Source organism: Mycolicibacterium austroafricanum, from assembly GCF_000612725.1.
Taxonomy (GTDB): Bacteria; Actinomycetota; Actinomycetes; order Mycobacteriales; family Mycobacteriaceae; genus Mycobacterium; species Mycobacterium austroafricanum.
Map to the genome: position 1 here is coordinate 125,882 of NZ_HG964457.1, position 15,113 is coordinate 140,994.

Sequence of the window (15,113 nt, forward strand, 5' to 3'; positions counted from 1 at the left end):
GAGCCGGTCAGGGGGCCGCCTCGTCGGCCGTGCGGGACGGCAGCGCCGACCACGCCGACGCCACCATGTCGGTCAGCGAGTGCCGCATCCGCCAGTCCAGATCGCGCGCCGCCAGATCGCCTGCCGCGACGATCCGCGCCGGATCCCCCGCCCGGCGGGCGGCGACGTCGGGCTCGAAGTCGACGCCGGTGACCGCGCGCATGGTGGTCATGATCTCGCGCACCGACGTTCCCGACCCGCTGCCGAGGTTGTACACCGGCTCGATGGGCAGGCCCGATTCCAGCCGGTGGGCCGCCGCGACGTGGGCCGCCGCCACGTCCTCGACGTGGATGTAGTCGCGCACGCACGTGCCGTCGGGCGTCGGATAGTCGTCGCCGTTGATCCGCGGTGTCTGGCCGTGCACGAGCATGTCGAACACCTTGGGGAACAGGTTGAACGGGCTGACGTCGAACACCCCGTCCGGGCCGGATCCCACCACGTTGAAATAGCGCAGGCTGGTGTGGCGCAGCCCGGTCGCGACACCGATGTCGCGGAGTAACCATTCGCCGATCAACTTGGTTTCGCCGTAGGGCGACTCCGGCCGGGTCGCGGTCGTCTCGTCGACGACCGCCGTGTCCGGTGTCCCGTAGGTGGCCGCGCTGGACGAGAACACGATCCTGTCGACGCCGGCGTCTGACATCGCGTCGAGCAACGTGACCATCGCGGACACGTTCTGCTGGTAGGTGTGCAGCGGACGCCGCACGGATTCGCCGGCGTACTTGTAGCCGGCGATATGAATGACTCCGCTCACGCCATACGTGTCCAGGGTCGTGCGCACCGCGTCCGCGTCGAGCAGGTTCGCGCGCACCAGCGGGACACCGTCGGGGACGAACTCGGCGCGGCCGGTGGACAGATCGTCGATCACCGCCACGTCCAGGTCGGCGCCGCGCAGCGCACGCACCACGTGCGAGCCGATGTAGCCGGCCCCTCCGGTCACCAACCAGGTCACGGTGTCTCCTTCGTATCGCTCGGTGCTGGCGTATGCCACCGTATCGACCGGGCCCTGGCAAGGGCGCTGAGGTGCACCGCGATTCCCAGCAGCGGCCCGCACAGCAGCGCGACCACCGTGCGAACCTCCAGATCCAGCGGCAAAAGCAGCAGCAACGTTGCCGCCACGGTGGCGATCACCCAACCGGCGGCGTAGGCGCGGTGCAGCGCCGCGGCGACCGTGGCCGCGCCGGTCAGCGTCAACAGCGCGATCGCCACGGCCGCCGCGGTCAGCCAGCCCAGCAGCGTGCCGTCCGCGTGGTACTGCGCGCCGAAGGCCTCCCGCAGCAGCCACGGTCCGAACGCCGCCGCCAGCGCCACGCCGGCCGCACCGAGCGCCCCGACCAGGGCCGCCGGCGCGACGAGCGCCTTGAGGCGGTGCTCACGCTGGTCGACGAAGTGGGCGATCAGGTTGCCCTGCATCGCGGTGAGCGGAACCAACAGTGGCGCGCGGGTCAGGGTGACCGCCAGGATCACCACGCCACCGGCGGCACCGAGATCCCCGGAGGTGGCTTTCAGCAACACCGGAAACCCCATCACCAGCACGGCGCTGGCACCCGCCGCCGCGATCGAATGCCCCGCGCCGCGCAGGAACGTCGCCGTGCCGCCGGGTGTCAGCAGCCGGGCGGCGGCCCTGGTGGCGGGGGAGACCAGCATCATCAGCAGCCACGCCGTCGAACCGGCGACCGTGGCCCACAGATAGCCGCCCAGCCCCCACGCCAGCGCGAAGGTCGCGGCGGCCACCGCGACGCGCAGCACCGCGTCGGTGACCATCAATGCGCCGTACTCCGACCAGCGGTTCATCCCCGCGAGCGCGCCGAGCAGCGTGGTGTGCAGACAGAACCCGGCCAGCCCGGCACTCAGCAGCGCTACGCTGAGACCACGCGCGTCGACGAAGACATGACCCGACCACAGTGGCGAGGTGGCGGCGATGACGGTCGCCGCGGCGACCCCGACGCCGGCGGCGACCCGCATCGGGTGGGTGTATGTGCCGTCCGGGTTCAAGGACGGGGCACGCACCTCGCGCGTCGTCTCCTGCAACAACCCGAACGCGGCGCCGCTGACCAGTCCGAAGGCGCCCCAGAACACGCCGAAGACCGAGAAGCCCGCGGGTTCGAGGTCGCGGGCGGCCAGGTAGAGCACCGCGTACCCGCACATCGCCGACATCGCCGTCGCCACCCCGACGCGGACCACGCTGCCCCGGGTGACCGCACCCGAGGGCCCCGCGGTCGCGTCGGTCACGACCCGGCGTCCAGCTCGGGGACCTCCGGTGAGTACAGCCACGCCGCCCACAGCGGGCGCAGCGAATCGTGGGCATACCGGGCGGCAAGGCCGACGAAATCGTCGGTCACCACGCTGGAATGCCGGTAACGGTTCGTCCAATCCTTCAGCAGCGCAAAGAATTCGGTGTCGCCGATGTGATTGCGCAATGCGTGGAGGGTGAGCGCCCCGCGCTTGTAGACGCGGTCGTCGAACATGTCCCGTGGACCGGGGTCGGCGAGCACCAGGTTGTGGGGGGAGTTCTTCAGCCGTTCGTGGTAGTGCCGGGCCCACTGGTCGACGGTCCGTTCGCCGCAATGCTCCGACCAGAGCCATTCGGCGTAGCAGGCGAAGCCCTCGTGCAACCAGATGTGGCGCCAGCGCTGCACGGTGACCGAATTGCCGAACCACTGGTGCGCCAGCTCGTGGGCGATCAGGCGCTCCTCGCCGCGCCTGCCGTCGCAGTGATTGGCCCCGAAGATCGAAATACCCTGTGCCTCAAGGGGAATCTCCAGATCGTCGTCGGTGACCACGACGGTGTAGCCGTTGGCCAGCGGGTACGGCCCAAAGAGCTTGGTGAACAGCTTCATCATCTGCGGTTGCCTGCCGAAGTCGTGGTCGAAGTCGTCACGCAGCCGGCGCGGCAGCACCGCGAAGATCTCGACACCGTTCTTGGCCATCCGGTGTCGCTCGTACATGCCGATCTGCAGCGTGATCAGGTATGTCGACGTCGGTTCGGCCTGTTCGTAGATCCAGGTCGTCATGCCCGCCCTGGCCCGGCGGGTCAACAGCTTGCCGTTGGCCAGCGCGAAATAGGCGCTCTCGGTGGCGATTTGGACGCGGAAGCTGGCCTTGGCGCTGGGATGGTCGTCGCACGGGAACCACGAGGACGCGCCGTTGGGCTGGCCTGCCACCAGCACCCCGTCGGTGAGCTCTTCGAAACCGACCTCGCCCCACAGCGACCGGATGGGGCGGGGAGTGCCGCCGTAGCGCACCGCGATCGTCATCGCGGCGCCCGCGGGCAGTCGCTCGGACAGGGTGATGTGCAGCTTGTCCGCCGAAGTCCGGTAATGGGCCGGCCGCCTGCCGTTGACGGTCACCTTCGAAACCGACAGTGCGCCAGACAGATCGAGGGTGAACGTCTTGAGTTCGGCCAGTGTGACGGCCGTGATCGTGGCCGCACCGGAGAGCCGGTTGATCGTGACCTTGTATTCCAGCTCGAGCTCGTAGCGCGACACCCGGTAGCCGAAGTTGCCTGCGCCGGGCAGATACGGGTCGATCACGGGCGGTGAGCTCTTCTTGGCGGCCCGTTTGCGTGCCGTCACGCGGCGGTGGACTTCTTGGGCTTGGGGTCGGCTGAGTCCGAACGCTTCTTCCGTGACGGATGCCACGGCGCGATGGGGTTGCCCTGCCACCGGGTCGACGGGGGCACCTCGTCGCCGCGCATCACCAGCGAGGCCGGGCCGACGGTGGCGCCCGCCCCGATGCGTGCCGCGGGCAGTGCCACGCAGTGCGGGCCCAGGGTCGCGCCCTCCTCCAACACCACGGTGTCCATCCGCATGATCCGATCATGGAACAGATGGGTCTGCACGACGCAGCCCCGGTTCACGGTGGCGCCGTCGGCCAGCGTCACCAGGTCGGCCTCGGGAAGCCAGTACGTCTCACACCACACGCCACGTCCGATCTTCGCGCCCAGGGCCCGCAGCCACAGGTTCATCACCGGCGTACCCGTTGCGGCGCGGGCGAACCACGGCGCGGCGACCGTCTCGACGAAGGTGTCCGACACCTCGTTGCGCCACACGAACGCCGACCACAACGGGTGCTCGATCGCGGTGATCCGGCCCACCACAAGCCATTTCGCGATGGCCGCGACACCGCCGGCGACCGCGCCCGCGGTTAGCAGGATCGGCCCGGCGGCCAGCCCCGCCCAGATCCAGCCGAAGGTCACGGCCAGATACTGCACCGACCACAGCACGGCCACCCCGATCGCGAAGGTCACCACGACGGGCACGAACCGGAACGTCTCCACGGTTCCCCGCAGCACTTTCAGGCGACGGGAGGGGTGGAACGTCCGCAGCGCGTCGGCGGCCGTCGGCTTGCGACGCAGCCGCACCGGCGGGCTGCCCAGCCAGGACGATCCGGCCTTGGCCTTGTACGGAGTGGCCGACAGCACGGCGACCAGACCGTCGTCGGGCACCCGTCGGCCGGGCTGGGTGATGCCCGAGTTGCCCAGGAACGCCCGCTTGCCGATGGTGGCCCGTGCCACGTGGATCCACCCGCCGCCGAGCTCGTAGGACGCCACCATGGTGTCGTCGGCCAGGAACGCGCCGTCCTCGATGACGGTGAACTTGGGGATCAGCAGCGCGGTCGAGATCTCGGTGCCCTTGCCGACCTTCGCGCCGAGCAGCCGCAGCCACCAGGGTGTGAGCAGGCCGGCGTAGATCGGGAACAGGTAGTTGCGCGCCGCGTCCATCAGCCGTTCGGTGGCCCACAGCTGCCAGCCCGAGCGGCTGCGCACGGGGTGGTAGCCCTCGTCGAGGCCGATCGCGAGCAGCCGCACCCCGACCACGGTGAACAGTGCGTACACCACCAGCGCCGCGGCCGTGGCGGGGGCCAGCCACAGCAGTGCAGGCACGACCGCCGCGGTCACCGATGGCGTGCCGCGCACACCCCAGCCGATCACCGCCAGGCCGGCGGCCAGCGCGGCCAGCGGAAGCGCACCCAACAACACGGAGGTGACGCCGTAAACGAAGACCCAGACCGGTGCTCGCGGCGGTCGGTGATCCGGCCACGGATGCTTGGCCTTGCCGGACTTCACCGCCGGTGAGCCCTTCCAGTACTGGCCGTTCTTGACCTTGCCGATCACCGCCGAACCGGGCGCCACGTCGGCGTTCTTGCCGACGACGGCTCCGGGCAGCAGCGTCGTCCGCGCGCCGACGGTGGCGTCGTTGCCGACGGTGATCGCGCCGATGTGGAATAGGTCGCCGTCGATCCAGTGCCCGCTCAGGTCGACCTCGGGCTCGATGGAACAGCGGTGTCCGAGCGTCAGCATCCCGGTGACCGGGGGTGCCGAATGCAGGTCGACGCCCTTGCCGACGTTGTTGCCGAGCGCCCGGGCGTAGTAGACGAGCCACGGCGCGCCTGCCATGTTCTCCGCCCCGCTGGCCTCGGCCAGCCGTTCGGCCAGCCACACCCGCAGGTGTACCGACCCGCCCCGCCGGTACGTGCCGGGCTGCAGGCTGCCCACCAGCACCCGGGCGCCGAACACCGCGATGCTCATGCGGCCGGGCGGGGTGACGAACAACAGGAAGCCGCCGAGTATCCACCACCAGTCGATCGGCTTCACCCAGTCGACCAGCGAAAGCTCGGCGGCGACGTTGTTGGCGACGGCCAGCCACACCACCCACTGCATGCCGGTCAGCATGGCCAGCGGCACCGTCAGCGCCACCTGCACGGCCTGCGTGAGCCGCGACACCGGCTTCACCACGCGGGTCTCGACCGCGGGCGGCGGGGCGAGCTCGTCGAGATACCCGGCGAGCGAACCGAGGCGCGGATGGTCGTAGAGGTCGGCGACGGTGACTTCCGGATAGCGCTGCCGCAGCGCCGAGACCAGCTGGGCCGCCGACAACGAACCGCCGCCGAGGGCGTAGAAGTCGGCTTCGGGACCGTCGACCGGCGCGGCCAGCACCTCCCGCCACAGGCCGGCCAGCCAGCCGAGCGTGCCGCCTCCCAGATCGGCGCCCTCGTCGCTGTCGTCGCCGCCCACCGGCCACGGCAGCGCGTCGCGGTCCACCTTCCCGGAGGTGCGGGTGGGCAGCTCGTCGACCACCACCAGGCGGGGAACCAGTGCCGCGGGCAGCGACTCCGAGAGCCGTGCCCGCGCCTCGTGCACGTCGAAGGATCCCTCCAGCCCCGGCGCCACCGCGATGTAGCCCACCAGCAGCGGGGTTCCGCCCGCGGTGCGGCGCACCGCCGCCGCGCCGCCGCTGACGCCGGGCAGGTGCACCAGCGCGGTGTCCACCTCACCGAGCTCGATGCGGCGGCCGCCGACCTTGACCTGGTCGTCGGCGCGGCCCACGAAGTAGAGCCCGTCGAGTTCCAGCCGCACCAGGTCACCGCTGCGGTAGGCGCGAGTCCAATGCGCGATGTCGCTCGGATACGGGAGAGGGGCGTACTTCTCGGCGTCCTTCTCGGGGTCGAGGTAGCGCGCCAGGCCCACTCCGCCGATGACGAGTTCGCCGACCTCGCCCGGGGCCACCGGCCTGCCCTCCTTGTCGACGACGGCCAGGTCCCACCCGGGCAGCGGCAGCCCGATGCTCACAGCGCTCCTGCCGTCGAGGCGGGCCGCACAGGCGACGACGGTGGCCTCGGTGGGACCGTAGGTGTTCCACACCTCGCGGCCGGCCGAGTCGGGACCGGCCGCCAGGCGTTCGGCAAGTTCCGGCGGGCACGCTTCACCGCCGAAGATCAGCAGCCGCACCGCTTCCAGCGCTTCGGCGGGCCACAGCGAGGCCAGCGTGGGCACCGTCGAGACCACGGTGATGTCACGGGACACCAGCCACGGCCCCAGGTCCATCCCGCTGCGCACCAGCGACCGCGGCGCAGGCACCAGGCACGCGCCGTTCCGCCACGCCAGCCACATCTCCTCGCATGAGGCGTCGAACGCCACCGACAGGCCGGCCAGCACCCGGTCACCCGGGCCGAGCGGGTTGTCCTGCAGGAAGATCTGGGCCTCGGCGTCGACGAACGCCGCGGCGTTGCGGTGGGTGACGGCAACGCCCTTGGGGGTGCCGGTCGAACCGGAGGTGAAGATGATCCACGCGTCGTCGCGGCTCAGCGGCGCCGCCGCGCGCCAGCCCCGCGACGAACCCGGTCCCCGGACCAGGCCCTGCTCGGTGATGACCGCGACGACGGCCGCCTCGGTGAACACCAGGTCGGCGCGCTCCTGCGGGTCGTCGGCGTCGACGGGCACGTAGGCCGCGCCCGTGGCCAGTGTCGCCAGGATCGCGACGTAGAGCGCGTAGCTTCCCGACGGCATCCGGATGCCGATCCGGTCGCCGCGGCCGATGCCGCGGGCGCCGAGCCACGCGACGCTGTCCTCGACGTCGGAGATCAGCTCGGCGTAGGTGAGCTGGACGGTGCCGTCGTCGATCGCCGGGGCGTCGGGATAACGGCGCGCGGTGTCGTAGAGGATGTCGATCAGCGTGCGCGATTCGGGTGCGAACGCCGAGAGCAGGTATTGACTGGGGATCTCTGGGGTTCGATCCGCGGCTGTCACGGGTACAAACTACTCAGTGTCCGGAGCTGCTTCGCGCCGTCGGCTCTAGTTTCGCGTGTCGGAGTACCGCCTGGCACAATGAGCGGCTTGGAGGGGAGTATTCCTTCGCCACGGTGTCGTCATCACGTCGTCCGCCCTCGGACGACCGGTGCCGTGGGCCTACCGCTGCCGGCGGTGGTGGAAGAGACCTCCGGCGTTTGAACGACGACCGGAGGTTTGATGAACGTAAGTGGACTCGAGTGGGCGATCACGCTCACGGTCACCCTGGCGATCCTGCTTTTCGATGTGATCGTGATCGGGCGGCGCCCACACGAGCCGTCGCGCCGTGAGACCGCGACCGCGCTGACCTTCTACGTGGGGTTGGCCATCGCGTTCGGGCTGTGGACCTGGTTCTTCCACGGCAGCCAGTACGGGTTGGAGTTCTTCGCCGGCTGGCTGACCGAGTACAGCCTTTCGGTGGACAACCTGTTCATCTTCTTGATCATCATGGCCAGCTTCAAGGTGCCGCGGATCTACCAGCAGCAGGCGCTGCTCGTCGGCATCATCCTGGCGCTGATCTTCCGCGGCATCTTCATCGCGCTCGGCGCGGTCGCCATCCAGCAGTTCTCCTGGGTGTTCTACATCTTCGGCGCGTTCCTGCTGTACACCGCCGTCAAGCTGGTCAAGGACACCGACCACGACGACGACGCGGACAACGCGGTGGTGCGCTTCGCGCAGAAGCGGATGAAGTTCACCGACCAGTGGGACGGCCTGCGGCTGTGGGTGACGGAGAACGGCCAGCGGCTGATGACGCCGATGTTCCTGGTGATCGTCGCGCTGGGCACCACCGACCTGATCTTCGCGCTGGACTCGATTCCTGCGATCTACGGCCTCACCCGCGAGCCCTACCTGGTGTTCACCGCGAACGTGTTCGCGCTGATGGGTCTGCGTCAGCTGTACTTCCTGCTCGGCGATCTGCTCAAGCGGTTGGTGTACCTGTCGCAGGGGCTGGCATTCATCCTGTTCTTCATCGGCGTGAAGCTGGTGCTGCACGCACTGCACGAGAACGAGCTGCCGTTCATCAACGGCGGCGAGCATGTTCCGGTGCCGGAGATTCCCACGCTGCTGAGCCTCGGCGTCATCGTCGTCACGCTGATCCTCACCACAATCGCCAGCCTCTACAAGACGCGGGTGCACGACGTGCGCAAGAACGGCGCGTCGACCGAGAAGACCGAGGCGGATCCGCACCCCGATCCCAGCCGTTGAGCGCGCGGTCGTTGCGCTCGCGCTGAGCGCAACACTGGGTCGCACCCGGCCGGCTGGCTACCGTGGCCGGGTGCGGCTCTTCGTGGCAGATGACGGTGGCGTGAGTGAACTGACCGACGGCGACCAGCAGATCGTCCGGGTCACCGCGCCGGACCTGCAGCAGGCCCGGCGGGTACGGGCCCGGATCCGTGCCGGCTCCGGCGACGTGGCGGTGATCCTGGACATCACCGTCGCCGTCGCCGCCGATTTCCGTTCGGCGCAGCAGGTGTCCGGCCCGGCGGACTCCCGCACGGTGCACTACGCCGGCACCGTCGCGGGACTTGCCGGACTGATCTCCGACATCGCATCGGCGGAGGTGGCCGACGGGGTCACGCTGATCCCGGCTTCACCGCGGCAGGATGTCGGGACGGTCGGGCGTGACGTGCTCGGCCGGCTCGCCGCCCGGGATCAGCCGCGCGCGTCCTGAAGCGCGGCGTCGATCAGCTTCGCGTAGCGCACGGTGCGCGGTGTTCCGGTGGTACCGCCGCCCATCTTGTTCATCACGTAGGCGAACGTGGCGCGGCGGTCGAGGTCCATCACCACCAGTGAGCCACCCCAGCCGCCCCACCAGCACACCTTTCCGTCGGGGACCGCGGGCACGCTCTGCGGGGTGGGCAGACCGAAGCCGATACCGAAGCGCAGCGGCACGAACAGCACCTGGTCCATGCCGCTGGACTGCTCGGCGAAGATCAGCTCGACGGTGCGCGGGTCGACCAGCTGTACGCCGTTCGCGGTGCCGCCCAACGAAATCGGCGACAACGCACGGACCAGCCCGCGGGCGTTGCCGTGCCCGTTGGCCCCGCCGATGTCGGCGCGCCGCCAGGCTTCGGTCTCCGCATGGGCCGCGCCGTACGCGCCGGGAGGGAAGGCCGCGAACGTCTTGACCGCGGGGTGGTCGGGCGGCAGCCGGTCCACGCCACGGTCACGCGGTGGGGGAGGGACCAACTCGGCGATGCGATGGTCGTCTTCGGGCCGCGCTCCGATCTGCACGTCGGCTCCGAGCGGAACCGCGATCTGCTCGGCGACGAAGTCCTTCAGGGGCGTGCCGGTGATGCGGCGGACGAGCTCGCCGACCAGGTGGCCGTAGTTCATCGCGTGGTATCCGGACGCGGTGCCCGGCTGCCACCACGGCGCCTGACCGGCCAGGTGGGATGTCGCCTTGGCCCAGTCGTAGATGTCCTCGACGCCGAACGGTGTCTGCCACCCGGACACCCCGGAGGTGTGGGACAGCAGGTGACGCACCTCGATGTCGGCCTTGCCGTTGGCGGCGAACTCCGGCCAGTAGCGGGCGACGGTGGAGAACGGGTCGAGTTCGCCGCGGTCGACGAGGATCAGCGCGGCCAGCGCCGTCAGCGTCTTGGTGCACGACCAGAAGTTGACGATCGTATCCCGTTGCCAGGGAATCGTTTTCGCGCGGTCGACGTATCCGGCCCAGATGTCGACCACCAGCTCGCCGTCCAGGTCGACGGCGATCGACGCGCCGAGTTCCTCACCGCAGGCGATCTCGTCGGCCAGCGCGGCGGCCACCGATTCGAAGCGGGGATCGCACAGGCCGGCCACGTCGCTCATGTCGGACCACACTAGGCCCGGCGCGGCTCACCAGTTGTCGTAACCGCCCTCGGGGCCGAGCATGCGTTCCAGCCGGGTCCGGTTGATCCTGGCCAGTTCGTTGCGGACCACCTTGCGCTCGGTCTCGTAGTCGTTGTGCATCCGGTCGTGCATCGACGCGAGCACGTCGTCGGCGCAGTACCCGTTGATGAACATCACGAAGCCGAACCCGAAATGGTCCAGGTACTTCTTCGACGCCGCGGCCAGCTCGGCCATCATCTCGGGGCGATCGTCGACGATCGCGCACTGCTCTGCCTGCGACTTCTCACTGCCCGGTCGCTTGCCGACATCCGGGTAGGCCTGCAGGATCGAGTCGATCGACTCCTCGCTCAACCCGAACAGCAGGGTGTCGGCGAAGCGGAACAGCCGGTCGTGCGTGTCGAACGGCCGGGCGCGGGCGAGGTCGGCGGCCAGCGGCACGCTGTAGCAGCACTCGAAGACCGCGTGGACGGCGCGGCGCATCGGAAGGGCGTTGAACGCGTCCAGCCCGATCCCCTGATGCAGCAACACACCCTGATGATCGGACTGTCAGACGGCGCAGGCGTTACGCCGTGTTACGTCCACGCAAATTCACTCAGATGACGCGCGCGGAGCTGCCGGCCCCAGGCGGCCCAGCCGCCGGACGCCGAATCGCTAGTGGCCCTCGGTCTTGAACCGCTCGATCGACCGCAGGACCTCGGCCTCGGCCTCTTCGCGGCCCACCCAGTCGGCGGCCTTGACGAACTTGCCCGGCTCCAGGTCCTTGTAGTGCACGAAGAAGTGCTTGATCGCGTCGAGCTCGAAGTCCGACACGTCAGCGATGTCCTGGATGTGGTCCCAGCGCGGGTCGGCCAGCACGCACAGCACCTTGTCGTCGCCGCCCTTCTCGTCGGTCATCCGGAACATGCCGACCGGGCGCGCCTCGACGATGCATCCCGGGAACACCGGCTCGGGCAGCAGCACCAGCGCGTCCAGCGGATCGCCGTCCTCGCCGAGGGTGTCCTCGATGTAGCCGTAATCCGTCGGGTAGCCGAACGAGGTGAACAGGTACCGGTCCAGCTTCACCTTGCCGCTGTCGTGGTCCACCTCGTACTTGTTGCGGGAACCCTTCTGGATCTCGATGAGGACATCGAACTGCACGCCGTACTCCTAAAGTGCCGGGACTGGGCCGCGCACGCGAGGAGCGCGGACGGTCATGCGTCTGCTGACGACGCGGGTTAACACTAATCGAGGGATACCCTGCTCTACAGGGGTGGTTCGGGCTAATCGATGGAGAGCGGGAGAAACATGCGGCCCACTCGGTGGCGGCGATCCACCTATCTGGTGGTGGGGGTGTCGGTTCTGTTGCTGGTCGTGGTGGTGGTGGCGGCCGCCGCGCTGGTGGCCACCCGGCAGCCGGCCGAGCAGCCGGCCGTCGAAGCCGCGCCCGCGCCGGCGACCGCGGCCCCCGGCGTCGTGCCGGTCTCCGACTCCGCCGACAAGCCCACGCCGGAGGGGCTGACGCGGGCGCTGCAGGCGGTGCTCGCCAATCCCGACCTGGGCCGGTTCACCGGACGGATCACCGACGCGCGCAGCGGGGACCAGCTCTGGGCGCAGGGCGCGGGCGTGCCGATGCAGCCCGCGTCGACGAACAAGATGCTGACCGCCGCGGCCGCGCTGCTGACGCTGGACCGCGAGGCCCGGTTGACGACGCGCGTGCTGTCCGCCTCGCCCGGGGTGGTGGTGCTCGTCGGTGGCGGCGACCCGACGTTGTCTGCGGCGCCGCGCAACGTCGACACCTGGTACCGCGACGCCGCCCGCATCGTCGACCTGGCCGACCAGATCCGCCGCAGCGGAGTCGACGTGAAGAGCGTGCAGGTCGACGTCAGCGCCTACAGCGGACCGTCGATGGCGCCGGGCTGGGACCCGCTGGACATCGACGGCGGGGACATCGCGCCGATGGAGGCGATCATGCTCGACGGTGGCCGCACCCAGCCGGTGACCGTCGAGTCGCGACGGTCCAGGACCCCGGCCCTCGATGCAGGCCGTGCGCTGGCCGTCGCGCTGCGGGTGGACCCCGCCAAGGTGACGGTGCTGCCGTCGGCGGCACGCGGCACCGAGATCGCGTCCGTGCAGTCGCCACCGCTGATGCAGCGGCTGCGCGACATGATGAACTTCTCCGACAACGTGATGGCGGAGGCGATCGGCCGCGAGGTCGCCGCCGAGGTGGGCAGGCCGCAGAGTTTCGACGGTGCGGCGCGGGCGGTGTTGAGCACCCTGGAGGACGCCGGAATCGACACCGCCGGGGCGCGGCTGCTGGATTCCAGCGGGTTGTCGGTCGACAACCGGCTCACCGCCGAAACCCTCGACGAGGTGGTGCAGGCCGCTGCGGGGGATTCCGAGCCGGCACTGCGGCCGCTGGTCGATCTGCTGCCCATCGCCGGGGGCAGCGGCACGCTGTCCAACCGTTACCTCGACACCGATGACGGGCGCGCCGCTGCCGGCTATCTGCGGGCGAAGACGGGTTCGCTGACCGGGACCAATTCGTTGGCCGGGATCGTCACCGACGAGAGTGGGCGGGTGCTGACGTTCGCGCTGCTGTCCAACGACGCAGGCCCGACCGGGCGGACGGCGCTCGACGCGTTCGCCGCCACCCTGCGGTCCTGCGGGTGCCGCTGATGAGCTCGTCGTCGAAGTCCGGTTTCACGGTCGGCCGTGCGGTGGACTGGAAGCTGGCCGCCACGCTCGGCGGGAAACTGGCGCGTCCGGAGCCGCCGGCCACCGACTACACGCGCAAGCAGGCGTTCGAGCAGCTCGCCGAGGCGGCCCGGGCCTCCGAGCTGCCGGTGCGGGAGGTGACCGGGCTGATCGAGGGTGGTGAGATCCCCGAGGCGCGAATCGTCAACCGGCCCGAGTGGATTCACGCCGCCGCGCAGTCGATGCGGGCGATGACGGGCGGCGGGCACGCAGACGACGTCAAGCCGCGTGCCGTCACCGGTCGTATCGCCGGTGCGCAGACCGGGGCCGTGCTTGCGTTCGTCTCATCGGGGATCCTCGGCCAGTACGACCCGTTCGCCGTGGGGGGCGGAGAGCTGCTCCTGGTGTACCCGAACGTGATCGCCGTCGAGCGGCAGCTTCGGGTGGCGCCCAAGGACTTCCGGATGTGGGTGTGTCTGCACGAGGTCACCCACCGTGTGCAGTTCCGGGCCAACCCCTGGCTGGCCGACCACATGTCGAAGGCGCTCGCGGTGCTGACCGAGGACGCCGGGGAAGACCTGCCCCAGGTGGTCGGCCGGCTCGTCGACTACGTCCGTGACCGCGAGGTAGTGGTGAAAAACTCTGAGCCGGCGATGAATTCGACCGGTGTGCTGGGGCTGTTGCGCGCCGTGCAATCCGAGCCGCAGCGTGAGGCGCTCGACCGGCTGCTGGTGCTCGGCACCCTGCTCGAAGGTCACGCCGAGCACGTGATGGACGCCGTCGGGCCTGCGGTGGTGCCGTCGGTGGCCTCCATCAGGCACCGGTTCGATCAGCGCAGGCAACGCAGACAGCCGCCGCTGCAACGGCTGTTGCGTGCGCTGCTCGGCGTCGACGCGAAGATGAGCCAGTACACCAGGGGCAAGGCCTTCGTCGACCACGTGGTGGCCGAGGTCGGCATGCAGCGTTTCAACGCGATCTGGACCGACGCCGAGACCCTGCCGAAGCCCGCGGAAATCGACGAACCGCAGCGATGGATCGACCGGGTGCTGTAGCCGAGCTGCGCACGGCGGTCGCCGGATTCGTCCGCGACCACGCCGCAGCGTCCGGCCCGTGGTGTGTGGCGTTGTCCGGCGGCGCCGACTCGCTGGCATTGACGGCGGTGGCGGCGGCGCTGCGGCCGACGACGGCGCTGATCGTCGACCACGGGTTGCAGCCCGGATCCGCGCGTGTCGCGGCGACGGCCCGTGACCAGGCGATGGCGCTGGGATGTGTTGGCGCCCAAGTGCTTTGTGTCGAGGTAGGCGTCGGCGGCGGCCCGGAGGCCGCCGCCCGCGCCGCCCGCTACCGCGCCCTCGAGGAGGCGCGCCGTGGCGCGCCGGTGCTGCTGGCGCACACTCTCGACGATCAGGCCGAGACGGTGCTGCTCGGGCTGGGGCGGGGCTCCGGTGCCCGCTCCATCGCGGGCATGCGGCCGTCCGACCCGCCGTGGTGCCGGCCCCTGCTCGGGGTGCGGCGCGCCGTCACCCGGCTGGCGTGTGCAGAACTGGGGCTGACACCGTGGCAGGATCCGCACAACACCGATCGCCGCTTCACCCGGGTGCGGTTGCGCACCGAGGTGCTGCCCCTGCTCGAGGACGTCCTCGGCGGCGGGGTCGCCGAGGCGCTGGCCCGCACGGCCACCGCGTTGCGTGAGGACACCGACGCGCTCGACGGCATCGCCGCGCGAATCATCACGGTGCCGGGCGCGGACCTGGACATCGCCGTACTCACCCCGTTGCCCGCCGCGGTCCGGCGCCGGGTGATCAGGGGCTGGCTGCTGGGCGGTGGCGCCAACGGGCTGACCGACAAGCAGATCCGCGCCGTCGACGACCTGGTCGTCGACTGGCACGGGCAGGGCGGTGTCGCCGTGCCCGGCGGGCTGGCGCGCGAACGGTTGTTCGCCGGCCGCCGCAAAGACGTGCTGACCCTGTACCGCGAACCGGTCGCGGAGCGGCAACGCTAG

At 70.2% G+C, this 15,113-nt stretch carries 12 protein-coding genes; 5 read left to right on the forward strand and 7 right to left on the reverse strand.

The features are described from left to right. Positions 1–7: 7 nt before the first annotated feature. The 4 genes from galE to BN976_RS25570 are packed head-to-tail and all read right to left on the reverse strand — an operon-like array spanning position 8 to position 7,564. On the reverse strand, positions 8–988 hold the full coding sequence (gene galE, locus BN976_RS25555) for a UDP-glucose 4-epimerase GalE (protein ID WP_036375533.1): 981 nt from the start codon (positions 986–988) through the stop codon (positions 8–10). After that, on the reverse strand, positions 985–2,268 hold the full coding sequence (locus tag BN976_RS25560; protein WP_036375223.1) for a hypothetical protein: 1,284 nt from the start codon (positions 2,266–2,268) through the stop codon (positions 985–987). The genes galE and BN976_RS25560 overlap by 4 nt, the downstream gene beginning before the upstream one ends. Continuing rightward, positions 2,265–3,611, reverse strand: coding sequence for a M1 family metallopeptidase (locus tag BN976_RS25565; RefSeq protein WP_011782526.1), 1,347 nt, complete (start codon positions 3,609–3,611; stop codon positions 2,265–2,267). The genes BN976_RS25560 and BN976_RS25565 overlap by 4 nt, the downstream gene beginning before the upstream one ends. Next, positions 3,608–7,564 (reverse strand): Pls/PosA family non-ribosomal peptide synthetase, encoded by a 3,957-nt coding sequence (locus BN976_RS25570; protein ID WP_036375226.1) that lies wholly within the window; start codon positions 7,562–7,564, stop codon positions 3,608–3,610. The genes BN976_RS25565 and BN976_RS25570 overlap by 4 nt, the downstream gene beginning before the upstream one ends. 219 nt (positions 7,565–7,783) lie before the next feature. Between BN976_RS25570 and BN976_RS25575 the strand changes: the two genes are divergently transcribed. Continuing rightward, positions 7,784–8,809, forward strand: coding sequence for a TerC family protein (locus BN976_RS25575; RefSeq protein WP_011782524.1), 1,026 nt, complete (start codon positions 7,784–7,786; stop codon positions 8,807–8,809). A gap of 70 nt (positions 8,810–8,879) precedes the next feature. Continuing rightward, the gene (locus tag BN976_RS25580; protein WP_036375228.1) at positions 8,880–9,275 is read left to right on the forward strand and encodes a hypothetical protein; all 396 of its coding nucleotides are present in this window, start codon (positions 8,880–8,882) and stop codon (positions 9,273–9,275) included. On the opposite strand, the gene BN976_RS25585 is transcribed toward BN976_RS25580, so the two are convergent. The 3 genes from BN976_RS25585 to BN976_RS25595 all read right to left on the reverse strand — a co-directional run bounded on the left by BN976_RS25585 (position 9,257) and on the right by BN976_RS25595 (position 11,575). Further along, a complete protein-coding gene (locus BN976_RS25585; protein WP_036375231.1) occupies positions 9,257–10,417 on the reverse strand; it encodes an EstA family serine hydrolase in 1,161 nt (386 codons plus the stop codon). The genes BN976_RS25580 and BN976_RS25585 overlap by 19 nt on opposite strands. Positions 10,418–10,444: 27 nt before the next feature. Continuing rightward, positions 10,445–10,966 (reverse strand): 2-oxo-4-hydroxy-4-carboxy-5-ureidoimidazoline decarboxylase, encoded by a 522-nt coding sequence (locus tag BN976_RS25590; RefSeq protein ID WP_036375235.1) that lies wholly within the window; start codon positions 10,964–10,966, stop codon positions 10,445–10,447. A gap of 123 nt (positions 10,967–11,089) precedes the next feature. After that, positions 11,090–11,575, reverse strand: coding sequence for an inorganic diphosphatase (locus tag BN976_RS25595; RefSeq protein ID WP_036375239.1), 486 nt, complete (start codon positions 11,573–11,575; stop codon positions 11,090–11,092). Between the two features lie 147 nt (positions 11,576–11,722). Between BN976_RS25595 and dacB the strand changes: the two genes are divergently transcribed. The 3 genes from dacB to tilS are packed head-to-tail and all read left to right on the forward strand — an operon-like array spanning position 11,723 to position 15,113. Further along, the gene (gene dacB / locus BN976_RS25600; protein WP_036375241.1) at positions 11,723–13,093 is read left to right on the forward strand and encodes a D-alanyl-D-alanine carboxypeptidase/D-alanyl-D-alanine endopeptidase; all 1,371 of its coding nucleotides are present in this window, start codon (positions 11,723–11,725) and stop codon (positions 13,091–13,093) included. Further along, positions 13,093–14,163: an Rv3626c family coenzyme F420 biosynthesis-associated protein gene (locus BN976_RS25605; protein WP_011782518.1), complete on the forward strand. Its 1,071-nt coding sequence runs from the start codon at positions 13,093–13,095 to the stop codon at positions 14,161–14,163. Before dacB ends, BN976_RS25605 begins: the two co-directional genes overlap by 1 nt. Then, positions 14,142–15,113 carry a tRNA lysidine(34) synthetase TilS gene (tilS, locus tag BN976_RS25610; protein WP_036375243.1) on the forward strand — a complete coding sequence of 324 codons (972 nt, stop codon included), beginning with the start codon at positions 14,142–14,144 and terminating at the stop codon, positions 15,111–15,113. Before BN976_RS25605 ends, tilS begins: the two co-directional genes overlap by 22 nt.